This is a genomic window from Micromonospora aridisoli, assembly GCF_056150025.1.
This window is the reverse complement of record NZ_JAXCFK010000002.1, coordinates 548,714-570,847: the sequence shown is the minus strand read 5'-3', so window position 1 is coordinate 570,847 and position 22,134 is coordinate 548,714. Positions and strand designations below refer to the sequence as shown.

The following is a 22,134-nucleotide window of genomic DNA, read 5'->3' as shown; positions in this document are numbered from 1 at the left end:
GCGAATTGCGCCTGTCGATGGCTGTGGACAACGGTCCGGGCGGCGGGACGGGCAGGGGTAACCCGGTCAGCCCTTCCAGAGGGCGAGCATCATCGCCTCGACGGCGATCCGCGGCTTGACGTTGGCCTCGATCGCGGCACGACAGGCGAGCACCGCCTCCAGGCGCCGCAGCGCACCCTCCGCCTGCCAGCTACGGGCACCGGCCTCAGCCAGTTCCGCCGTGTCGGCATGCACCGGCGGCACCGGTGCGCCCAGCGCCATGGTCAACGCGTCCCGATAGAAGGCGGCCAGGTCGACCAGGGCCCGATCGAGCGCGTCCCGCTGGGCCCGGGTCGCCCGCGACTTCTGCCGCCGTTCCAGGTCCTTCAGCTGCCCGGCCGTTCCCCGGGCCGCGCCGGCCGCACCCCGACCGGTACCGCCTGCGCCGAGCGCCGTCTCCAGCGCCGCGCGCTCCGCGGCGTCGATCTCCGAGACGGACGCCTCGGCCTCCGCCTCGGCGGCCTCGATCAGCGCGGACGCCGCGTCGAAGGCGGCACCCACCCCGGTGAGCCGACGCGGCACCGCGAGGACCGCCTCCCGCCGGGCCCGGGCCTGCGGGTCACGGGCCAGCCGCCGGGCCCGCCCCACATGACCCTGGGTGGCCGCGGCCGTCCACCGGGCCACGTCGGGCGCGATCCCGTCCCGGCGGACCAGCACCTCGGCCACCGCCTCGGCCGCCGGCTGCCGCAGCGGTACGACCCGACACCGCGACCGGATGGTCACCGAGATGTCGTCCGGGTGTGTGGACGGCGCACAGAGCAGGAAGACCGTACGCGGTGGCGGCTCCTCCACCGCCTTGAGCAGGGCGTTGCCGGCCGCCTCGGTCAGCCGGTCGGCGTCCTCGATGATGACGACCTGCCAGCGCCCACCGGACGGTGTGCTGGCCGCCCGCAGCACCAGCGCCCGCATCTCGTTCACCCCGATGGAGAGCCCCTCCGGCACCACCAGCCGGACGTCGGCGTGGGTGCCGGCGAGGGTGGTGTGGCAGCCGGGACACTGGCCGCAGCCGGTGCCGTACGCGCACTGCAACGCGGCGGCGAAGGCCCGCGCCGCGACCGACCGCCCCGACCCCGGCGGACCGGTGAAGATCCACGCGTGGGTCATCCCCCCGCCCGGGTCGGCGCCCCCGGTCGCCTCGGGCTCGCCGGTGGCGCGCAGTACGGCGGCGGCAGCGGCGGCGGCCCGGCGCAGCGTGTCCACCGCCTCGTCCTGCCCGACCAGGTCGGCGAAGGCGTCCGGCATCAGGTCCGCTCCGTCGTCACCAGCTCCGACGGGGATAACTCTGGCTGCACCGAGGTGTCCGGACCGTGCGCGGGACGCGGGTGTTCGACCCCGTCGGGGTTGCCGATCAGTTCCTCGATCCGGCGGGCGACCCGCTCGGCGATCTCCTCGGCCGGGCGGGCGGCGTCGAGCACCAGGTAGCGCTTCGGGTCGGCGGCGGCGAGGTCGAGGAAGGCGTAGCGGACCCGGTCGTGGAAGGCGATCGACTCGGCCTCCAACCGGTCGGCGCTCTCCGCGCGCGCGGCGACCCGGGACAGCCCCGTACGCGGATCGACGTCGAGCAGCACCACCAGGTCCGGCTTGAGCCCGCCGGTGGCCCAGGAGGAGAGCCAGGACACCTCGTCGACCGGCAACGTCCGGCCGGCGCCCTGGTAGGCCAGGGAGGAGTCGACGTACCGGTCGCTGATCACGACGGCGCCCCGGGTCAGGGCGGGCCGGACCACGGTGGCCACGTGATGCGCCCGGTCGGCGGCGTAGAGCAGCGCCTCGGCGCGCGGTGAGGGTGCCTCGTCGGTCGCGGTGTCGAGCACCAGTGACCTGATCCGGGCGCCGATGCCGGTGGCACCCGGCTCCCGGGTGACCACCACGTCTCGTCCCTCGCCCTGGAGCCGTTCGGCCAGCCTGGCGAGCTGGGTCGACTTGCCGGCGCCCTCGCCGCCCTCGAAGACCACGAAGAGCCCGGCCGAGACGAACGGCTCGGCCGGCATCAGCGGACGCCCTCGGATCGACCCCCAGAGGTCGGCCAGGACCGGCACACCCTTCTTGTCGTCCATCTGCCCGAACGCGCTGATCCCGGCGAAGATGCCGGCCGCTCCCGCGGCGAGCAGCAGCAGCCGGGTGGAGGACACGGAGATGCCGAGGTCGGCGATGGTGAGCATGCGGGATCCGCCGACGCCGGCCAGCAGGCTGCCCAGCGCGATCGCCAGGATCAGCACGACCCGGGTACCGATCTGCACCACGGCGAAGACCCGGCCGCGTACCTCGTCGGCGACCTCGCCGCCGAGCAGGGTGGTGCCGGAGAGGAAGGCCATGCCGGCACCCGCACCGACCAGGACCGCGCCGACCAGCGCCATGGACAGGTGGATGGCGAAGGCCAGGGTCATCACCGAGGCGCTGGCCAGCACGATGCTCATGCCGAACCAGCGGCGCCGGGACATCTCCCGGACGATCATCGGCCCGAGCCCGATGCCGATCGCCAGACCGACGAAGATCGCGCCGAACAGCAGATAGAACGCGGCGTCACCGGCGCCCAGCGAGTCGGCGAAGAACCGCGCGGTGCCGATCACGATTCCGCCGCCGGCGAAGGCACCGAGGATGCCGAGGACCAGGCCGCGCACCAGCGGGGTCTGCCCGATGTACTTCCAGCCCTCGGTGAACTGACGCACCATGCTCTGCTCGGTGCGGTCCCGTTCGTCGGTCTGCCCCTGGCTGATCTCCTTGATGCCGAAGGCCACCACGACGGCGGTGGCCAGGCGGGAGAACGCGTTGAACCAGAGCGCGAGCTGGGCCGGTTGGGCCCAGTCGGGCATCTCGCCACCGGTGGCGCCGCGGATGATCCCGTCGAGCGAGGAGAGCACGATGGCGGCGAAGACCGGCGTCAGGCCGTAGGTGGTGATCAGGGTGAGCTGGTTGGCCGTTTCCAGCCTGGCCCGCGGAATGAGGTTCGGTACGGCGGCTTCCTTGGCCGGAATCCAGAGCAGCGTGACGGTCTCGATCAGGAAGGTGGCGATCGCCGCCCAGCTGACCACCCGCGCGCCGCTGGCACCGGTCAGGGCGTAGAGCGGAATGGAGGCGAACAGCAGGAAGCGCAGCACGTCGCAGATGACCATCGTCCAGCGCCGGTCGAACCGGTCGGCGAGCACCCCGGCGACCGGGCCGAGGAGCAGGGCGGGCAGCAGCCGAATGGCGATCACACCGCCGAAGGCCGCGCCCTTGGCGGTGCTCCCCTCCACCTGGGCGGCGGCGAAGACACTGGTGGCGAGCAGGCCGAGCCAGTCACCGAAGGAGGCCGCGCCGAGCACGATCCAGAGCCGGCGGAACGGCCGGATGCGCAGCACGGAGCGGATCGCTCCGTAGCCGGTCAGATCAGGTTTACCGGCGGGCGCGCCCGACGGGTTCTGTCCGCCCGGCGCGGTGGGCTGGTTCGCCCGACCGGCGGGTTGGCTTGGCGACGGACCGGAGCCACCGGCGACCGGGCCGGTTGCCTCGGCGGACTGCTGGTGGGACGGCGACACGCCGGACGACTCGCCGTTGAATTGGCTTTCGATGGCCGTACCTCCACGTGCCGGCCCATCGCTGGGCACCCCCGGTGGAACACTCTAGACCCGGCAGGGAGGTCTTCCTGCCCTGCACCGCCTGCTCGCCGAGCCTAGGCCGCCGTGGCCAGCCCGACCCAGGCGACGCAGATGCGAGGGTATTTCGCATTAACCGTTTCACAGTTAGCGTGCACACGTGGCCACCGACAGCGAGAATCTGCGCCACCGGCTGGACCGGGCGACCGCGCACCTCGACCCGCCGTACGCGGTGGTCGACCTCACCGCCTTCGACGCCAACGCCGCCGCGCTCGTCGACCGGGCCGGCGGCAAGCCGCTGCGGGTCGCCAGCAAGTCGGTGCGCAGCCGCGAGCTGGTCGCCCGCGCGCTGGCCCGGCCGGGCTGGCACGCCGTGATGGCCTTCACCCTGCCCGAGGCGCTGTGGCTGGTCCGGAGCGGGATCAGCGCCGACGTGCTGGTGGCGTACCCCACCGTAGACCGGGGCGCGCTGGCCGAGCTGGGCGCGGATCCGGTGCTCGCCGCTGCGGTGACCCTCATGGTGGACGACCCGGATCAGCTGGACTACTACGACGCGGTGTCCCCTCCCGGCCGCCGGTCCGAGCTTCGGATCTGCCTCGACCTGGACGCCTCGTGGCGGCTGTTGGGCGGACGTCTGCACGTCGGCGTCCGCCGCTCGCCCGTGCACACCGCGCGGGCGGCCGGCCGGCTGGCCGCCACCGTCGCCGGGCGGGCGGGCTTCCGGCTGGTCGGCCTGATGTCGTACGAGGCGCAGATAGCTGGGCTGGGCGACGCCCCTCCCGGCCGAGCGGCGCTCGGCAGCGCCATCCGGCTGGTTCAGCGCGGGTCGTACCGCGAGCTGCTGGTCCGCCGGAGCGCGGCGGTCGCCGCCGTACGCGAGCACGCCGACCTGGAGTTCGTCAACGGCGGCGGCACCGGCAGCGTGGCCGCGACCGGCGCCGACCCCGCGGTGACCGAGATCACCGCGGGATCGGGCCTGTACGGACCCACGCTCTTCGACGCGTACCGCGCCTGGCGTCCCACCCCGGCGGCCTACTTCGCCTGCGCGGTGGTCCGCCGTCCGGCACCCGACCTGGCCACCGTGCTGGGTGGTGGCTGGATCGCCTCCGGCTCGGCAGACCGCAGCCGGCTGCCCCGGCCGTGGCTGCCCGCCGGGCTCAGCCTGCTCGGTGCCGAGGGCGCCGGGGAAGTGCAGACACCACTGACCGGCTCACCCGCCGCCGACCTGCGCATCGGTGACCGCGTCTGGTTCCGGCACGCGAAGTCGGGCGAGCTGTGTGAGCGGGTCAACGAACTGCACCTGGTGGACGGCGACACGGTGGTGGCCACCGTGCCGACCTACCGGGGCGAGGGCCGAGCCTTCCTCTGACCGGCGGAGCGGCTGGCGGCGGCTCCGGCAGGTCGCCGGACCGGTTCGCCGCGTGACCGGCTCGTCGCCGGGCCGGCTGGCCGCGCGTCCGGCGTATCGCGGACCGGTCGACCGGCTGGCCGGCTTGTCGCCGGGTCGGTCGGGGCGGCGTCCGGTCGGTCTGGCGGCGTACCCGTCAGGCGGGTTGGGCGGCCGGCTGCGCGGGCTCGGTGTCGGGGACGATCTGGTCGTCGGCCGGCTTCGCGGGCTGCACCACCGGCCGGCGTCCGGCGTCGTCCCGGGCGTTGACCTGCCGATGCAGGTACTCCCGGATCAATGCCTTCGCCTCGGTCAGCACCCGGTCGTCCCCGTCCGGCTTCCGCCGGAAAGCCAGCTTGATCAGGGCGTCGGCCGCCTCCACCGCGATCTCCAGGTGGAAACGCAGGTCCGGCACGTCGGCCAGCCCGAACCGCTCGGTGAGCACCCGGGCCAGTTGGTCAGCGATCACCCCGTTGTTGTCCCGCTGCTCATCGAGCAGATGCAGGTCGACCACGTCGCCGAAGTGCAGGGTACGGAACCCGGGAACGGTGCGGTGCATCGTGATGTATTCATCGATCCCCGCGTCGACCCCGTCCCACCAGTGGGTCAGGTCGTCCGAGGCGAAGCGTTCGTCGAGCCGCTGGAGGTAGGACTCCATCGTGCGCAGCGTGAGCGCCTGCACGATCGCCCGCTTGTCCGGAAAGAACTGGTAGACCGACCCGATCGCCACCTCGGCCCGCTCGGCGAGCAGGGTGGTGGTCAGCCCCTCGTACCCCACCTCGTCGACGAGTTCGGCGCAGGCGTCCAGCATCCGCTGGACACGCGCGACACTACGACCCTGCACTGGTACTCGACGCAGTGGCCCGGTCGTGGCGGCTGAAGTGGACACTCGCCACCCCCTCTCGACGGATGAACATATCTGCACGTCACGAGTCCGTGACTACCGGTACAACGAGCGGACCTCGATTGCGGTGTTTACCAGGGACAACGTTCCTGATATGAATTCGGTTCATATTCATCTTGAGGAGCGGGCCCATGGTCGAGAGCACCGCCACCGAGACCGTCGCCTGGTCCAACTGGGCCGGTAACCAGCGCAGCGTGGCCAGATCCGTACTGCGCCCGTCCTCGGTCGACGAGGTCGTCGAGCAGGTCCGACGCGCTACCGAAGCCGGTGAGCGGATCCGCCCGGTCGGCAGCGGCCATTCCTTCACCCCCGTCGCGGTCAGCGACGGGCCGCGGATGGACCTGGCCCGACTGGCCATCGACGTACGCGTGGACGTCGATCGGCGCCTCGTCACCGTACCGGCCGCGATGACGCTGCGGGAGCTGAACCTGCTACTCGCCGGTCACCGACTGGCCCTGCCGAACCTCGGTGACATCGACGCGCAGACGGTGGCCGGGGCGATCTCCACCGGCACCCACGGCACAGGCGCGGCCCACGGCGGCCTGGCCACCTTCGTCGAGGCGTTGACCCTGGTCACCGGGGCCGGCGAGGTGCTTCGCTGCTCCGCCGAGGAGCACCCGGAGGTGTTCGACGCCGCCCGCGTCTCGCTCGGCGCGCTCGGCGTGCTGATCGAGGTGACGCTGCGCTGCGTGGACGCCTTCGTCCTGCGGGCACACGAGCGTCCGACGGCACTGGACGCCGTGCTGGCGGAGCTGCCCGGCCTGGTCGACGCCCACGACCACCTGGAGTTCTTCTGGTTCCCGTACACCGAACGGGTACAGCTCAAGACCAACGACCGGGTCCCCGTTGACGACCGTCCGCTCTCCCGCTGGCGCGGGTGGCTGGACGACGACTTCCTGGCCAACACCGTCTTCGCCGGGGCCTGCCGGCTCGGCCGCGCGGTACCGAGCCTGGCGCCGGGAATCAGCGCGCTCTCCGCGCGGGCGCTGAGCGAACGCCGCTACACCGGTCGCTCGGACGCCGTCTTCTGCACCCCGCGCCGGGTCCGCTTCCTGGAGATGGAGTACGCGCTGCCGCGCGCGGCACTGCCCGACGCGCTCGATGCGATACGTCGCATCATCGACGGCCTGCCGTTCAAGGTGCTCTTCCCGATCGAGGTACGGTTCACCGCCGCCGACGGAATCTGGCTCTCCCACTCCCATGGCCGGGAGTCCGCGTACGTCGCCCTGCACCAGTACGTCGGCATGCCGTACGAGCCGTACTTCCGCGCCTTCGAAGAGGTGGCGACCGAGCTGGGCGGCCGACCGCACTGGGGCAAACTGCACTGGCGGGACGCCGCCTCGCTCGCCCCCGCCTACCCCCGCTGGCACGACTTCCAGTCCGTACGTGCCCGTCTCGACCCGCACCGCACCTTCACCACCCCCCACCTCACCACCCTCCTGGGCTGAAGACACCCAAGATCTTGGTCCGCGAGCGCCCCGCAGGAGGCGCTTTCGGACCAAGATCGAGCGCGGTCAGTCGGTTGTCGGGGTGGACTTGGCGGCGGGGGTCTTCTTGGCGGTCGCCTTGGTGGCCTTCGTGGCCTTGGTGGCCTTGGTGGCGGTGGCCTTCGTGGCCTTGGCGGCGGTGGCCTTGGCGGGAGCCTTCTTGGCCGGTGCCTTCTTCGCCGCGGCCTTCTTCCTCGGCGCCGGACCCTTCGCCCGCTTCTCGGCGAGCATCTCGGAGGCCTCCTCAAGGCTCAGCGCCTCGGGAGTCTGGCCGCGCCGCAGCGAGGCGTTGGTCTCCCCGTCGGTGACGTACGGGCCGAACCGGCCGTCCTTGATGACCAGGGGCTTCTCGGTCAGCGGGTCGACGCCCATCTCCCGCAGCGGCGGGGCGGCGGCGCGCCGCTGGCGGGTCTTCGGTGCGGCCAGCAACGCCAGCGCCTCGTCCAGCGTGACGGTGAACATCTTCTCTTCCGAGTCCAGCGAGCGGAACTCGTCACCACGCTTGACGTACGGGCCGTAGCGGCCGTTGTTGGCGAACACCTCCGCGCCGTCCGGGCCCACGCCGATCAGCCGGGGCAGGCTGAGCAGCTTGAGTGCCTGGTCGAAGGTGAGCGAGTCCGGCGACTGCGAGCGCAGCAGCGACGACTTGCGCTCGCCACTGGCCACGTACGGGCCGAATCGACCGGACTTGAGCAGGATCGGCTCCCCGGTGGCCGGGTCGTCGCCCAGCTTGCGTTCGCCCCCGCCGCCGAGGAACAGCTCGTGAACCTTCTCCGGGGTCAGTTCGTCCGGCGCGAGGCCCTCCGGGATCGGCGCCCGGTCGCCCGGAGAGGCACCCTCCTCGCCCTCGGCCACCGGGGTCTGCTCCTCGCCGGGCCCCCGACGCTGCAGGTACGGCCCGTACCGGCCGACCCGCACCACCACCTCACGTCCCTCGTCGTCGGTGAACAGCGGGATCGAGTTGACGCTGCGGGCGTCGATGTCGCTGAGGTTCTCGGTGACCAGCTTCTTCAGCCCGCCGGAACGGGCGATGTCCTGGTCGCCGGCGCCGTTGGTGGTGCCGAAGTAGAACGCGGTGAGGAAGTCCACCGCCGCATGGTCGCCGCCGGCGATCTCGTCCAGCTCGTTCTCCATGCTGGCGGTGAAGTCGTAGTCGATCAAGCGCGGGTAGTGCCGCTCCATCAGCCCGATCACCGCGAACGCCAGGAACGACGGAATCATCGCCTGGCCGCGCTTGAAGACGTACCCCCGGTCCTGGATCGTCTGCATGATCGACGCATAGGTCGAGGGGCGGCCGATGCCCAGCTCCTCCAGGGCCTTGACCAGCGACGCCTCGGTGTAGCGGGCCGGCGGCTGGGTGTGGTGACCCTGCGCGGCCAGCTCGTCGGCGGTCAGCGGCTGGTCCTTGACCAGGTTCGGCAGTCGACGCTCGGCGTCCTCGGCCTCGGCGTTCTCGTCGTCGCTGGACTCGACGTACGCCCGCAGGAAGCCGGGGTCGGTGATGGTCTTGCCAGTGGCGCCGAAGTCGGCCTCCTCGCCACCGGTCGTGGTCGCCCGGATCCGCACCGAGACGCTGGAACCGACCGCGTCGGTCATCTGCGAGGCGATGGTGCGTCGCCAGATCAGCTCGTAGAGCTTGAACTCCTCGGCGGACAGCTCCTTGGCCACCTCGCCCGGGGTGCGGAAGTTGTCCCCCGCGGGGCGGATCGCCTCGTGCGCCTCCTGCGCGTTCTTCACCTTGCCGGTGTAGCGGCGCGGCTCCGGGGGCACGCTGCGCTCGCCGTACAGCTCGACGATCTGCCGGCGGGCCGCGGCGATGGCGGTGTCCGACAGGTTCACCGAGTCGGTACGCATGTAGGTGATGTAGCCGTTCTCGTAGAGCCGCTGCGCGGTGCGCATCGTCTGCTGCGACGAGAACCGCAGCTTCCGGGCCGCCTCCTGCTGGAGGGTGGAGGTGATGAAGGGGGCGTACGGGCGACGCCGGTACGGCTTCTCCTCGACCCGGGTGACGGAGAACGGCCGGCCCTCCAGCCGGGCGGCCAGCCCGCGCGCGCCGCCCTCGTCGAGGTGGACCACACCGGCACCGGGCCTGACCCGGCCGGTGGTCGGCTCGAAGTCCTTACCGGTGGCGATCCGGTCGCCGTTCAACGCGACCAGGGTGGCGTTGAAGCTGCGCGGCCCCTCGCCCGGGTTCGTCACCGCGAGGGTGGCCAGGATGTCCCAGTACTCGGCGGTGCGGAACGCCATCCGCTGCCGCTCCCGCTCGACGACGATCCGGGTCGCCACGGACTGCACCCGGCCCGCCGAGAGCTTCGGCATGACCTTCTTCCACAGCACCGGGGAGACCTCGTAGCCGTAGAGCCGGTCCAGGATCCGCCGCGCCTCCTGGGCGTCCACCAGATCCCGGTCGATCTCCCGGGGGTTGGCCACCGCCGCCTGGATCGCCGGCTTGGTGATCTCGTGGAAGACCATCCGCCGGACCGGCACCTTCGGCTTGAGCGTCTCCACCAGATGCCAGGCGATCGCCTCGCCCTCGCGGTCCTCATCCGTGGCCAGGAAGATCTCGTCGACCTCCTTGGCCAGCTTGACCAGCTTGCTGATCTGCTGCTTGCGGTCGGCGGAGACGACATAGAGGGCGTTGAAGCCGTTGTCGACGTCGACGCCGAGCCGCGCCCACGGTTCGCCCTTGTAGCGGGCGGGCACGTCGGCGGCGTTGCGGGGCAGGTCACGGACGTGCCCGAAGCTGGCCTCCACGACGTACCCCGGGCCCAGGTAGCCCGAGATCGTCTTGGCCTTCGCCGGCGACTCGACGATGACCAGACGGGTGGTTCCAGCGTTGCTCGGCACGTCTGTTTCGACCTCATTCCCACTCAATGGCCGCGCCTGGCCGGCTCTGGGGCGCACTTGACCCACCGGTACCCGGCGGTCCGGATGTCCAACGTAACGCGCCGTCCGTGTTTCGGGTTTCGCGGGCGGCGATCCGCCCGGGACGATCTGTGGTCACGCCGGACGGCGTCACCGTACACCCTGGGTAGGGTGTCGAGCGGGTCGCTGTGACCATGGCAGCCCGTCGGTGGAGGTCAAACCCGGCCGATTCTCCCTGTGTTCCCCGACACCCGGCTGTCCCCCATCGGACAGCGGCCGGGGTCGCCGGCCGCGCGTCAGACCCGGACCGGCCAGGCCGTGGGCGGGCTCGCGGGCGGGCGCTCACCGACCAGCTCGGCCAGTCGCGACGTGCCGCGGGGACCTGCGATCCGGTACCCGGGACCGCCCGGTCCCGACTCGGTCAACTCGCCGATCAGCCCGGCCGTGGCCAGGGCGGCGCCGACCGCCGCCCACCGTCCCGGGTCGCTGCCGCCGAGGTGGAGCAGGAAGTCCGGTGGGTCGGCCACCCCGGCCGCGGCGAGCCAGAGCCGCAGCCGCCGGCCGTCGAGTTGGAAACCGGGGGGCGGATGCTGCGTCGGGCCGCGCAGCCAGGCCGCCGCGAGCGGCACGATCGTCCGGGTGTACGCGGTACGCACCGCGTAGCGCCGATCCTCGGTGGGTGCCCAACTGGCCCGCACACCCCGCTGGGCCAGCTCGCCGACGAGCACGTGCACCCGCCAGGCGGCGTCCACCACCACCGACAGCCGGGCCGTGCCGCCCATCCGGTGCACCTCGCCGGGGCCGGCGAGCAGTCCGGCGAGGTCGGCCACGGAGGGCTCGCCGGTCTCCGCGCCGAAGAAGACCAGTTGCCGGTCGGTGCCGGTGCCGTCGGCGGGCGTCACCGTGGGGTGGGTCGCGGTGTCCTGGTCGGCCCCGGTGACCGGCTCGACAGAGGTGGCTCGGCGGCGGCCCGGCCGGCGGCGGTACGCCGACGGGTTCTCGGCGGGCGGTGGGAAGGACACCGGCAGCGGTTGTGCCGCCGGTGTCTCGCCGGAACCGCTCAACGGCATTCGGGTACCTCGTCGAAGGCGCGCTTCAACTCCTCCGAGTTGAGCCGGCTGGTGTCCAGCGCGCTCGCGTCGTACTCCTGTTGGAGGGTTTCCACCGCCGCCTGCACGCCGTCGTAGAAGGTGCCGGCCTCACCGGTGCCCAGACCCTCGATGGTGCTCCGGGCCCGACCGTAGGCGTCCCGCATCGACGCGAGCGAGGCACGGAAGCCGGCGGAAATCTCCTCGCCGTGCTCGACCTCGGGTGTCCCGGCCTGCTCCACCTTGCGCCGGGCGGTCTCGCTGGCCTGCTCGGCGCCGCTGAAGAGCCGCACCAGGTTCTCCTTGGCCTGCGCCGGAGTGGTCTGCGCGGTCATCTGCTGGTTGGTGCTGTTGGTCAGCTTGCTGATCTCCGCCCGCCAGGGGGTCAGCGCCGAACACACCGAGGCGGCCCAGGCCCGCGGGCTGGGGCCGCTGGAGCCGCAGGCGGCCAGCAGCACCAGCGTGGCCAGGACCACCGTGAACTTTCCGGCGGCTGCCGCCCGGCACGTACGCATGCGTTGCAGCGTACGGCTTCTCCCCCGGGTCGGCACCGGTCGTCGGTGCCGGGTCCGGACAGGCGAGCGGTCCCCGGCCGGCAGCGCCGACCGGGGACCGGTGTGTCGCACGGGTCAGGCCTTGATCGCCTCCGGACGCGGGTCCGCGCTGCCGGAACCGCTGTCGGCGTCGTCGCCCATCACCACGCTCTTGCGCTTGCTGAACACCACCGCCGCGACGACGATCGCCGTCGCCACCACCGCGATGGTGATCCGCAGGCCGACGTTGCGGTCGTCGCCCACGCTCCACGCCACCACTGCGGGCGCGATCAGCAGCGAGACCAGGTTCATCACCTTGAGCAGCGGGTTGATCGCCGGGCCGGCGGTGTCCTTGAACGGGTCACCGACGGTGTCGCCGATGACGGTCGCGGCGTGCGCCTCGGAGCCCTTGCCGCCGTACGCGCCGTCCTCGACCATCTTCTTGCTGTTGTCCCAGGCACCACCGGAGTTGGCCAGGAACACCGCCATCAGCGTGCCGGCACCGATCGCGCCCGCCAGGTACGAGGCCAGCGCACCGGGGCCGAGGCCGAAGCCGACCGCGATCGGCGCGAGGATCGCCAGCAGACCGGGCGTCATCAGCTCGCGCTGCGCGTCCCGGGTGCAGATGTCGACGACCTTGCCGTACTCCGGCCGCTGCGTCCGGTCCATGATCCCGGGCAGCTCACGGAACTGCCGGCGGACCTCCATCACCACGGCGCCGGCCGAGCGGGAGACCGCGTTGATGGCCAGGCCGGAGAAGAGGAACACCACCGCCGCGCCGATGATCAGGCCGACCAGGTTCTGCGGGTTGGCCACGTTCAGCGCGTTCAGGATCTCGCCACCGACGTCGGTCACCCCGGCGTCGGCGTACGCGATGCGCAGCGTGTCGGTGTAGGAGCCGAACAGCGCGGTCGCGGCGAGGACCGCCGTGGCGATCGCGATGCCCTTGGTGATCGCCTTGGTGGTGTTGCCGACGGCGTCCAGCTCGGTGAGCGTACGGGCGCCGTGCTCGTCGATGTCGCCGGACATCTCGGCCACACCCTGCGCGTTGTCGCTGATCGGGCCGAAGGTGTCCATCGCGACGATCACGCCGACGGTGGTGAGCAGACCGGTACCGGCCAGCGCCACGGCGAACAACGACAGGGTGATCGAGCCGCCGCCCAGCAGGAAGGCGCCGAAGACACCGGCACCGATCAGCAGCGCCGAGTAGACCGCCGACTCCAGGCCGACACTGATGCCGGCGAGGATGACGGTCGCCGGGCCGGTCTGGGAGCTCTTGCCGATGTCCTGCACCGGGCGACGGTTGGTCTCGGTGAAGTAGCCGGTCAGCGCCTGGATGGCGGCGGCGAGCACGATACCGATGATCACCGCGCCGATGACCACACCGCGCGGGCCGAAGAGCGGGTCCCCGCCGGTCACGCCCAGCGTGGTCCGCCAGTCGTCGCCGAGCTGGGCCGCCCAGGACGGCTGGAGGTAGGCCATCGAGGCCACCGCGACCAGCACCGCCGAGATCACCGCGGAGAGGTAGAAGGCCCGGTTGATCGCGGTCAGGCCGTTGCGGTCGGAGGCGCGCAGCCGGGTGATGAAGACACCGATGATGGCGACCAGCACACCGATCGTGGAGATGATCAGCGGCAGCACCAGGCCGTCGGTGCCGAAGGCGGCCCGGCCCAGGATCAGCGCGGCGACCAGGGTGACCGCGTACGACTCGAAGAGGTCGGCGGCCATGCCGGCGCAGTCACCGACGTTGTCGCCGACGTTGTCGGCGATGGTGGCGGCGTTGCGCGGGTCGTCCTCGGGGATGCCCTGCTCGACCTTGCCGACCAGGTCGGCGCCGACGTCGGCGGCCTTGGTGAAGATGCCGCCGCCGACCCGCATGAACATGGCCAGCAGCGCGGCGCCGAAGCCGAAGCCCTCCAGCACCGTCGGCGCGTCACCCCGGAAGATCAGCACGACCAGTGCGGCACCGAAGAGACCGAGGCCGACGGTGAGGAAGCCGACCACGCCACCGGTCCGGAACGCGATCTTCATGGCCGACTCCCGGCCGCCTTCGCGCTCCCGGGCGGCGGCCGCCACCCGCAGGTTCGCCCGGGTGGCCAGCCACATGCCAGCGCCGCCGATGAAGGCGCTGAACCCGGCGCCGACCACGAAGAAGAGCGAACGACCGATCTTCACGGCGGTCTCGCTGCCCTCGGTCTGGTGCACCGGCAGCAGGAACAGCAGGACCACGGCGATCACCACGAAGATCGCCAGGGTCCGGAACTGCCGGAGCAGGTAGGCCGAGGCGCCCTCCTGAACAGCCCCGGAGATCTCCTGCATGTTGGTGGTGCCCTTGCCGGCCGCCAGAACGGCCTTCGTCAAGGCGGCGGCGAAGGCGAGCGCGACCAGCGCGATCACCGCGGCGATGACGACGTACGTGACATTGGCTCCGGTGAGGGAGATCGCGCCGCCTACCTCGGCGGCGCCGCCGCCTTCGGCGGCCAAGCTGTCGGACATCTGTGTCCTCCTGTGCCGAACAACGCGCCGGCCGGTGGAGACGCACCGCCCGGCGCCTGTATGCGAATTCGCAAGCGCGCCGACCCACCCCTGACGAACCTGCGACTCCGCCATCTGTGCTGGCCGCCGGGTGGATCACTTGCTGACAACCCGCGTACTCTAGCCGTCCCCAGTGTTCGAGGTCACACCGAGGTGGCGGCGGGTCTGGATGATCTCCGTCGCTGTGTTATGAACCGAAATCTGATATAGGGCCCGGTCCATGGTCGCGGCGATGATCGCCGCCACGATCACGGCGGCGGGTCGCCGGCAGGCTCAGCGGTTGACCGGCCAGACCATCCGCACCTCGGTGCCGATGCCCTCGTCGACGGGACGGACCTGAAGGTCCTCCACGAATCCGGCGAGCAGAGCGAAGCCGACACCGGTGGTCAGGTCGTCCTCGTTCAGCGACTCGTTGGCCAACTGGTCGGCGTCGAGCGCGGCCAGACCGATGCTCGCCTCGATCGGCGCCCGGTCCACCACCCGCACCGAGTACGCCCCCGAGTCGGACATCTCCACCAGCACCGGCTCGGCGACGCCGTACTGACGGTGCAGGGCGACCGCACGGGTGCATGCCTCGCCGATGGCCAGCCGGACCTCGTCGAGCAGGTCCTCCCGAACCCCCGCCCGCCGGGCCACCGCGACGCCCACCAGGCGGGCGGTGCGCACGTGCACCGGCGCGGGCGAGAAGGAGAGCCGGACGGTGGCCATCACTGGCCGGCGCCGGTCGCCGCTTCGACCGTCGGATACAGCGGAAACACCTGGTCCAGCGCGGTGATCCGGAAGATCTTGAGCAACGGCTCCTTGTCACAGACCAGGGCGAAGGTGCCGTCCGCGGTGCGCAGCCGCTTGAGCGCGCCGACCAGCACACCCAGCCCGGTGGAGTCGAGGAAGTCCACCCGACCCAGGTCGACCACCACGTGCCGGGCCCCGGCGTCGATCAGTTCCAGGAGCCGTTCGCGTAGCCGGGGGGCGGTGTAGACGTCCACCTCACCGCCGACCTCGAGCACCGTGTGCTCACCCACGGTACGGGTCGCCAGTGACAGCTCCATCGATCCTCCCTCGGGCAGCCGTAAACTCTCCAGGCATCTAACCACTACCCCGTGGTCGGGCCGACGACTCACCGGGGTCGGCCCACTCGTACCCGGCACGCCGATTTCCGATTTCCGAACACCAGTGCGAGAGTGCAGGACGTGACCTCGGCAGCCACCGTATCCGCCGGCAGCGGCCCCGAGCGACCGCAGGGCGCCGTCCCGGCCGGCCCGCCGGTCGCGGCGCCGGGGGAACTGCTGCGTCGGCTACGCCAGCGGCACCCTGCCGACCCGGTCACCCACGTCGAGCGGGTACCGCCCCGGGCCGGAGTGCCGGCGCCGTGGCCGTCCTGGGCACCGGAGGAACTCCGCGCGGCGTACGCACGGCGCGGGGTGGCGGCACCCTGGCGGCACCAGGCCGAGGCGGCCGGTCTGGCGTACGACCGCCGGCATGTGGTGGTCGCCACCGGCACCGCGTCCGGCAAGTCGATGGCGTACCAACTGCCGGCGCTGGCCACGCTGCTGGCCGACCCGCGCGCCACCGTGCTCTACCTGGCACCGACCAAGGCGCTCGCCGCCGACCAGTTGCGCGCCATCGCCGCGCTGGAGATCGAGGGCGTACGCCCGGCCTGCTACGACGGCGACACCCCGCGCGCCGAGCGGGAGTGGATCCGGCGGCATTCCCGGTTCGTGCTGACCAACCCCGACATGCTGCACCACGGCATCCTGCCCGGCCATGCCCAGTGGTCCGGTTTCCTGCGCCGGCTGGCGTACGTGGTGGTCGACGAGTGCCACGTCTACCGGGGCGTGTTCGGCTCGCACGTCGCGCACGTGCTGCGCCGGCTGCGCAGACAGTGCGCCCGGTACGGACGCGCCGGGGGGCCGACGTTCGTGCTGGCGTCGGCGACGTCGGGCGACCCGGCCGCGGCGGCCGGGCGGCTGACCGGCCTGCCGGTGTCGGCCGTCACCGAGGACACCTCGCCGCGGGCCGGGGTGACCTTCGCCCTCTGGGAGCCGCCGCTGCTGCCCCCGGAGCCGAGCACCTCCGCCTCCGGCACCACGCCGCCACCGTTCACCGCCGCGCAGGTGGATCGGCGACTCACCCCGGGCCCGCCGGAGCCGCGTGAGGAGCCCTCCGCCGATCCGGCACAGGCGGATCGGCGGCTGCCATCGGAACAGGCGGGGCCGCGTAAAGAGCCCTCCGCCGATCCGGCACAGGCGGACCGACGGCTCACCACCGGGCCGCCGGGGCCGTTTTCCGGTGTCCCGTCCCCGACCGGGGACCCGGCCGCGGGGTCCGATCTCACCCAGGTCCGCCGGTCGGCGCTGCGGGAGACCGCCGACCTGCTCGCCGACACCGTCGCCGCCGGGGTACGCACGTTGGCCTTCGTCCGCTCCCGACGGGGCGCCGAGGTGGTGGCGACCAGCGCCCGGCGGAGCCTCGACGACGCGGTGCCGGGGCTCGGCGACCGGGTAGCCGCGTACCGGGCCGGCTACCTACGCGAGGAGCGCCGCGAACTGGAGCGGGCGCTGCTGCACGGCGAACTGCTGGGCCTGGCCTCGACCAACGCCCTTGAGCTGGGCGTCGACCTGATCGGGCTGGACGCGGTCGTGATCTGCGGATATCCGGGCACCCGGGCATCGCTGTGGCAGCAGGCCGGCCGGGCGGGGCGCTCCGGCCAGGAGGCCCTCGCGGTGCTGGTGGCCCGGGACGACCCGCTGGACACCTACCTGGTCCACCATCCGGAGGCGGTCTTCGGCGCGCCGGTGGAGGCCACCGTGCTCGACCCGGCCAACGCGTACGTCCTCGGCCCCCAACTGGCCTGCGCGGCGGCCGAGGCACCGTTGACCGAGGCCGACCTGGAACTCTTCGGTGACGGTGCCAAGGAGGCGGTGGAGACGCTGGTCGAGGCGGGTGCGTTGCGAAAGCGCCCGACCGGCTGGTACTGGCGGCATCGGGAACGGCCCCAGGTGGACCTGCGCGGCGAGGGCGGTACCCCGGTCTGCGTGGTGGAGGCAGCGACCGGCCGGCTGCTCGGCACCGTCGACGGCGGCTCGTCGCACTTCCTGCTCCACCCCGGCGCGGTCTACCTGCATCAGGGCGTGTCGTACGTGGTCGACTCGCTCGATCTCGACGACGGATGCGCGCTGGTGCACCCCGAGGAACCGGACTGGTCCACCCACGCCCGTGACGTCACCTCACTGTCGGTGGTGTCGGTGCGTTCCTACGTCGACGCCGGCCCGGTCGGGCTCTTCCTCGGCGAGGTGGACGTGACCAGCCAGGTGGTCTCCTACCAGCGACGGCGGATCGCCACCGGCGAGGTGATCGACACCCGTCCACTGGACCTGCCGGCGCGCGAGCTGCGTACCGTCGCGGTCTGGTTCACCCTCTCCCCGGAGTCGCTGATCGCCGCCGGCGTGGATCCGGCCGACGCACCAGGAGCGCTGCACGCCGCAGAGCACGCCGCCATCGGACTGCTGCCGCTGGTCGCCACCTGTGACCGGTGGGACATCGGCGGGCTCAGCACCGCGATGCACCCGGACACCGAGGCACCGACCGTCTTCGTCTACGACGGCCATCCGGGGGGTGCGGGCTTCGCGGAGCGGGCGTACGGCATGGCGGCGTCCTGGCTGCGGGCCACCCGTGACGCGATAGCCGAGTGCGGTTGCGAGGCCGGTTGTCCGTCCTGCGTGCAGTCACCCAAGTGCGGCAACGGCAACAACCCGCTGTCCAAGCCCGAGGCGATCCGGGTGCTTGACGTGGTGCTCGCCAATTTGCCCGAGTGATCGGCCGGGTATGAAAACCGCCAGTGGCGGGCAATGATTATGGGAGCGCTTCCATCGAGCGCCGTGCTTGCCGTTCGTTGTCCTTGCCAGCATGGAGGAGAGGCCGTGGCCGACACCATCGCCGAGACCGTCGACCTGCTCTACACCATCGACCAGGAGAAGCTCGACATCAACCAGCAGATCGCGCTGGGAAGCGCGCTCGCCACCCTGGCGCAGGCCGAGCGGCTGGATCAGATCAACGAACGGCTGCGCACCATCCAGCAGTTGTTGACCACCCTGACGCACCGCGCGACCGTCGACGGCATCCGCTGACGGACGCTCCGGAGACGCACCCGTTGCCAGGCTGTGCGACACTCCGGCGCATCACAGTTGAGGAGTTCTCATGCAGCTCGACAGCTTGCAGGCGCAGCAGCAGTTCCACATCCGCCAGCGGGTGCGTTTCATGGTCAACCAGTACGAGGTGCACAGTGTCGCACCGGACGGCTCCGAGGGTGGGCTGCTGGCGTTCGCCCAGCAGAAGCGGCTCGCCTTCAAGGAGCAGGTGACGATCTACACCGACGACTCCAAGCAGCAGCCGCTGCTCGGCTTCAAGGCACGCCAGCGCCTCGACCTCGGCGCCACGTACGACGTCACCGACCACGCCGGTACCCCGATCGGCCTGTTCCGCAAGGACTTCGCGCAGTCCCTGCTCCGCTCGACCTGGCACGTCGAGCAGGCCGGCCTGCCCAACATCACCGGTCAGGAGCGCAGCATGCCGGTGGCGCTGCTCCGCCGGTTCGTCGACTCGCTGTCCTGGCTGCCGTACCACTTCGACTTCGTCGCGGGCGGCCAGCCCGTCTTCTCCGTCATCAAGAAGTGGGGCCTGCGCGACCGCTACGTCGTCGAGATTCAGCACCCGCAGATCGACCGGCGCCTGGTGATCGCCATGGCCGTCGCCCTGGACGCCCTCCAGGGCCGCTGACCGACTCCGCTAGGAGCGGCTCCGCTCGCAGCGAACCACTCATCGATCTTGGTACGAAACCGCCCCTGGAGGAGCGGTTTCGTACCAAGATCTTCAGCGACAAGGCGGCTCGGGTTGGCGGGGTCAGCCGCGGAGTGGGCCGGCTCGGGAGGTTGCCGTGGCAACCCGTCGCAACCCAGGCAATGGTTCCATCGTCAACTCGGCCGTGACCAGGACGTCGAGCCCGTCAAGCTGGCACCAGGCCAGCCGGGCGCCGTTCGCGGAGACGATTTCCGCAGCCCGAGCGCACGCCGCCTCCTCGTCCTGAAGGGCCAGAGCCGCGCCCGCCAGGGCACCGAAGTCGGCGGCGACGCGGGCCTGTTGGCGCGCCACTCGGGCCGCACCGACCCCGGCCCAGGAGACGCCCCCCAGCACGAACACCAGCCCGACCGCCAGCAGGCAGATGGTGGCCCCGCCACGCTCCGGCCCCTCGCCCAATCCCCCGCCCGCGCCCCGGCCCCGCCCTTGGCCCCGACCCCGGCCCTCGCCGTGGTCGCGACCCTCGCCCTGACTCCGACCCTCCCCCTGGCCCTGACCTTGGCCCCGACCCCGGCCCTCGCCTTGGCCCTGGTCACGGTCCTGGCCCGGGTCCTGGCCAACAGCGTGGGCACCCCAGCCTCGGATGGCTTTCATGGCTGCGGCTCCGGTGCGCCCGGCTCGGCGACCGCCACAGCCACACCCAGCACGGTGGTCGCAGGAAGGTTGCCGCCGAGAACCCGTACCGGTGCCCGGACCGTCGCCCGGACCAGGTCGCCCTCCAGCACGACGGTGACCTCCGCGCCCGCCGGAGGTGCCTGCCGACGTCCCGCGGCGACGCCCGGCTCGCCCCGGGAGGCGGCGAGTGCCGCCTCCCGGGCCGCGTCCAGGCACGCCGCCTTGGTGCTGACCGCGTTGATAGTGGTCAGCCCCGTGAGCAGGAGCAGCACCAGCGCCGGCAGGCCGGCCGCCATCTCGGCCGTGAACGATCCCCGGTCGCGACCGGCCGGCCGGCGCCCGGTCACTTCAGTGCCCGGTCGATGACGGCGGTCAACGCGGACTGCACACCGTCGGAGGTCAGCACCTTGAGCAGGACACCTCCGAAGGCCACCGCGGCGAGCGTTCCCACCGCGTACTCCGCGGTGTTCATTCCGGCGTCCCCGCGAAGGCGGGCGAGGATTCTGCGCACGTGTTCGTCCTTTCTCGATGGGGTCAGAGCACGTCGCCGAGGACGGCGACGATCACCGGCACCAGGCCGGCGAGAATGAAGGCAGGTAGGAAGCACAGGCCCAGCGGCAGCACGATCAGCACGCCCGCGCGGCGGGCGGCCGCCTCAAGCGCGGTGGCCCGGTCCACCCTCAGGTCGTCGGCGAGCCGGGTGAGCGCTCCGGCCAGGGCCGCGCCACTGCTCGCCGAACGGATGGCGGCGGTGGCGACGCGGTGGGCTCCCGGCACCGCGGCCAGATGTGCCCACGCCTCCTGCGGCCCGCCGCCGAGTTGCAGCGTTCGGCCGACCCGGGCGAGCTGTCGGCCCAGCGGGCCGCCGAGCGCGTCGGCCACCGCGAGCACCGAACGTTCCACGGGCGATCCAGCCCGCAGCGCCGCCGCCAGCAGATCGGCGGCGAGTGGCAGGTCGGCGGCGGCCCGCAGCCGACGACGGCGCACGTCCGGCGGCTCGATCCGCCGGAGCAGCCGGTCGAGCAGCACCACCGTGGGCAGCGCCGCCACCACACCGGGCCAGCCCTCGACCAGTACCGCCACCGCCAGGCCCGACAGCCCGGCGGCGAGCCGAACCAGGTCCGGCCGCCGTGCTGCCGCCGCCCGTGACGGGACATCACCCGATCGCCCGGCCGGGTCGCTCGGGCGCAGGCTGCTGTCAAGCTGTTCCTGCTGGTCGACCGGTGGTGTCCGGCGGGACAGCCGCCGCAGCCGACGCCGGGGCCGGTAACGGTGGATCACGATCACGACGATCAGGGCGGCACCGGCCAGCGAACCCACGAGCAGGGTCGACCCGGACATCAGCTGTCCCCGCTCGGGGTGACCGCGAGACGTTCCGCCCAGAGCAGCCCAACCACCTGGAGTCCCACCGCCGCGATCGCGCAACCGCCGCCGACCGGGGTGTGCAGCAGCACCCGGAGGGGATCCACCCCGATCCCGTAACCGAGGCCGATCCCGCCCAGAGGCAGGGCAGCCAGCAACCAGGCGGTGGCCCGTGCCCCGGACGCCTGAGCCGCGGCTGCGGCCAGCCCACGGTCCGTCGACCGAGCGTCGGCTTCGATCCGCTCGACCAGTTCGGCCAGCGGCGCCCCGGTTCGCTCCGCGAGTCGTACCGCGGCTCCGGCCAGCCGCCCGAGGCGGTCTTCGACGGCTCCGGCTGCGGGTTCGCCCGGCCGGCCGTGCACGCTTCCGACGGGCCGGCCGATGACGGTGACGACGTCGGCTGTCCGGGCCGGCTGGGGTCGTGCCGGGGTGCCCGGCGGGCATGGGCCGGTCAGCACGGCGGCGGCAACCGGCACCGGTAGGCCGACCCGCAGGTCCGCGGCGAGAGCGCACAGCTGGTCCAGCCGCTCCCGCCGGTCCCGGACAGCCCGACCCGCTGTTGCTCGGCGGAGCATCGCCCGCACGCCCAGCCCGCCGTAGCCGGCCAGTGCCGCGGCCGCCACCGGACCGGCGAGCAACCCACCGACCCCCGCGCCGAGCAGGCAGGTCAGCAACAGGACGCGTCGTGCCGTCGCCAGCCGCGCTGTCGGTCCACTCGCCCTCGGTACGCGGTGACCGGTCTGCTCCTGGTGGCCGGTTCCGCTTGCGACGATCCGATCCCCGGTTGCTGCCGACGTACCTTCCGTCCGTACCGCCGACACCGCCACGCCCGGTGCTGATCCCGGCACGGCACCACCGGTGATGCCGCCGGGCCGGTTCGGCCGCCGGCTTCC

General features: G+C 72.3%; 18 protein-coding genes and 1 pseudogene. 5 read left to right on the top strand and 14 right to left on the bottom strand.

Annotated elements, in window-relative coordinates:
- Positions 1 to 66 precede the first annotated feature (66 nt).
- Entirely contained in the window at positions 67 to 1,281 is a 1,215-nt protein-coding gene (locus tag SM447_RS06135; RefSeq protein WP_474571721.1) for a DNA polymerase III subunit delta', read from the bottom strand.
- Positions 1,281 to 3,377 carry a dTMP kinase gene (gene tmk, locus SM447_RS06130; RefSeq protein ID WP_474571904.1) on the bottom strand — a complete coding sequence of 699 codons (2,097 nt, stop codon included), beginning with the start codon at positions 3,375 to 3,377 and terminating at the stop codon, positions 1,281 to 1,283. Before tmk ends, SM447_RS06135 begins: the two co-directional genes overlap by 1 nt.
- Before the next feature lie 394 nt (positions 3,378 to 3,771).
- Here tmk and SM447_RS06125 point away from each other — a divergent pair, with 394 nt between their 5' ends.
- Positions 3,772 to 4,980, top strand: coding sequence for an amino acid deaminase/aldolase (locus SM447_RS06125; protein ID WP_474571720.1), 1,209 nt, complete (start codon positions 3,772 to 3,774; stop codon positions 4,978 to 4,980).
- Between the two features lie 175 nt (positions 4,981 to 5,155).
- On the opposite strand, the gene SM447_RS06120 is transcribed toward SM447_RS06125, so the two are convergent.
- A complete protein-coding gene (locus SM447_RS06120) occupies positions 5,156 to 5,809 on the bottom strand; it encodes a TetR/AcrR family transcriptional regulator (protein WP_474571903.1) in 654 nt (217 codons plus the stop codon).
- A gap of 224 nt (positions 5,810 to 6,033) precedes the next feature.
- On the opposite strand from SM447_RS06120, the gene SM447_RS06115 reads away from it, so the two are divergent.
- Complete coding sequence (locus SM447_RS06115) at positions 6,034 to 7,350, top strand: D-arabinono-1,4-lactone oxidase (protein ID WP_474571719.1); 1,317 nt, start codon at positions 6,034 to 6,036, stop codon at positions 7,348 to 7,350.
- Between the two features lie 66 nt (positions 7,351 to 7,416).
- On the opposite strand, the gene topA is transcribed toward SM447_RS06115, so the two are convergent.
- The 6 genes from topA to SM447_RS06085 all read right to left on the bottom strand — a co-directional run bounded on the left by topA (position 7,417) and on the right by SM447_RS06085 (position 15,459).
- On the bottom strand, positions 7,417 to 10,236 hold the full coding sequence (gene topA / locus SM447_RS06110; RefSeq protein ID WP_474571718.1) for a type I DNA topoisomerase: 2,820 nt from the start codon (positions 10,234 to 10,236) through the stop codon (positions 7,417 to 7,419).
- A 314-nt stretch (positions 10,237 to 10,550) separates the two neighbouring features.
- Entirely contained in the window at positions 10,551 to 11,324 is a 774-nt protein-coding gene (locus SM447_RS06105; protein ID WP_474571717.1) for a hypothetical protein, read from the bottom strand.
- Positions 11,315 to 11,857: a hypothetical protein gene (locus SM447_RS06100; protein ID WP_474571716.1), complete on the bottom strand. Its 543-nt coding sequence runs from the start codon at positions 11,855 to 11,857 to the stop codon at positions 11,315 to 11,317. The genes SM447_RS06105 and SM447_RS06100 overlap by 10 nt, the downstream gene beginning before the upstream one ends.
- Positions 11,858 to 11,971: 114 nt before the next feature.
- Positions 11,972 to 14,371, bottom strand: a complete 2,400-nt coding sequence (locus tag SM447_RS06095; protein WP_474571715.1) for a sodium-translocating pyrophosphatase — start codon at positions 14,369 to 14,371, stop codon at positions 11,972 to 11,974.
- A 312-nt stretch (positions 14,372 to 14,683) separates the two neighbouring features.
- Positions 14,684 to 15,121, bottom strand: a complete 438-nt coding sequence (locus SM447_RS06090) for an ATP-binding protein (protein WP_474571714.1) — start codon at positions 15,119 to 15,121, stop codon at positions 14,684 to 14,686.
- Positions 15,118 to 15,459: an STAS domain-containing protein gene (locus SM447_RS06085; RefSeq protein ID WP_099847876.1), complete on the bottom strand. Its 342-nt coding sequence runs from the start codon at positions 15,457 to 15,459 to the stop codon at positions 15,118 to 15,120. Before SM447_RS06085 ends, SM447_RS06090 begins: the two co-directional genes overlap by 4 nt.
- 141 nt (positions 15,460 to 15,600) lie before the next feature.
- Between SM447_RS06085 and SM447_RS06080 the strand changes: the two genes are divergently transcribed.
- The 3 genes from SM447_RS06080 (at position 15,601) to SM447_RS06070 (ending at position 19,186) form a co-directional block, all read left to right on the top strand.
- On the top strand, positions 15,601 to 18,225 hold the full coding sequence (locus tag SM447_RS06080; protein ID WP_474571713.1) for a DEAD/DEAH box helicase: 2,625 nt from the start codon (positions 15,601 to 15,603) through the stop codon (positions 18,223 to 18,225).
- Between the two features lie 105 nt (positions 18,226 to 18,330).
- Positions 18,331 to 18,537, top strand: coding sequence for a hypothetical protein (locus SM447_RS06075; RefSeq protein WP_474571712.1), 207 nt, complete (start codon positions 18,331 to 18,333; stop codon positions 18,535 to 18,537).
- A 70-nt stretch (positions 18,538 to 18,607) separates the two neighbouring features.
- Entirely contained in the window at positions 18,608 to 19,186 is a 579-nt protein-coding gene (locus tag SM447_RS06070) for an LURP-one-related family protein (protein ID WP_474571711.1), read from the top strand.
- 123 nt (positions 19,187 to 19,309) lie between these two features.
- Here SM447_RS06070 and SM447_RS06065 read toward each other — a convergent pair whose 3' ends face one another.
- The 5 genes and pseudogenes from SM447_RS06065 to SM447_RS06045 all read right to left on the bottom strand — a co-directional run.
- The gene (locus SM447_RS06065; RefSeq protein ID WP_474571710.1) at positions 19,310 to 19,663 is read right to left on the bottom strand and encodes an Rv3654c family TadE-like protein; all 354 of its coding nucleotides are present in this window, start codon (positions 19,661 to 19,663) and stop codon (positions 19,310 to 19,312) included.
- A 191-nt stretch (positions 19,664 to 19,854) separates the two neighbouring features.
- Positions 19,855 to 20,175 carry a TadE family type IV pilus minor pilin gene (locus SM447_RS06060; protein ID WP_474571902.1) on the bottom strand — a complete coding sequence of 107 codons (321 nt, stop codon included), beginning with the start codon at positions 20,173 to 20,175 and terminating at the stop codon, positions 19,855 to 19,857.
- Between the two features lie 47 nt (positions 20,176 to 20,222).
- Positions 20,223 to 20,351 (bottom strand): DUF4244 domain-containing protein, encoded by a 129-nt coding sequence (locus SM447_RS06055; protein WP_205808979.1) that lies wholly within the window; start codon positions 20,349 to 20,351, stop codon positions 20,223 to 20,225.
- 62 nt (positions 20,352 to 20,413) lie between these two features.
- Positions 20,414 to 21,220: a type II secretion system F family protein gene (locus tag SM447_RS06050; protein ID WP_474571709.1), complete on the bottom strand. Its 807-nt coding sequence runs from the start codon at positions 21,218 to 21,220 to the stop codon at positions 20,414 to 20,416.
- Positions 21,220 to 22,020, bottom strand: a pseudogene (locus SM447_RS06045) (type II secretion system F family protein); the annotation flags it as partial. The pseudogene SM447_RS06045 and the gene SM447_RS06050, both read right to left, overlap by 1 nt.
- Positions 22,021 to 22,134 lie beyond the last annotated feature (114 nt).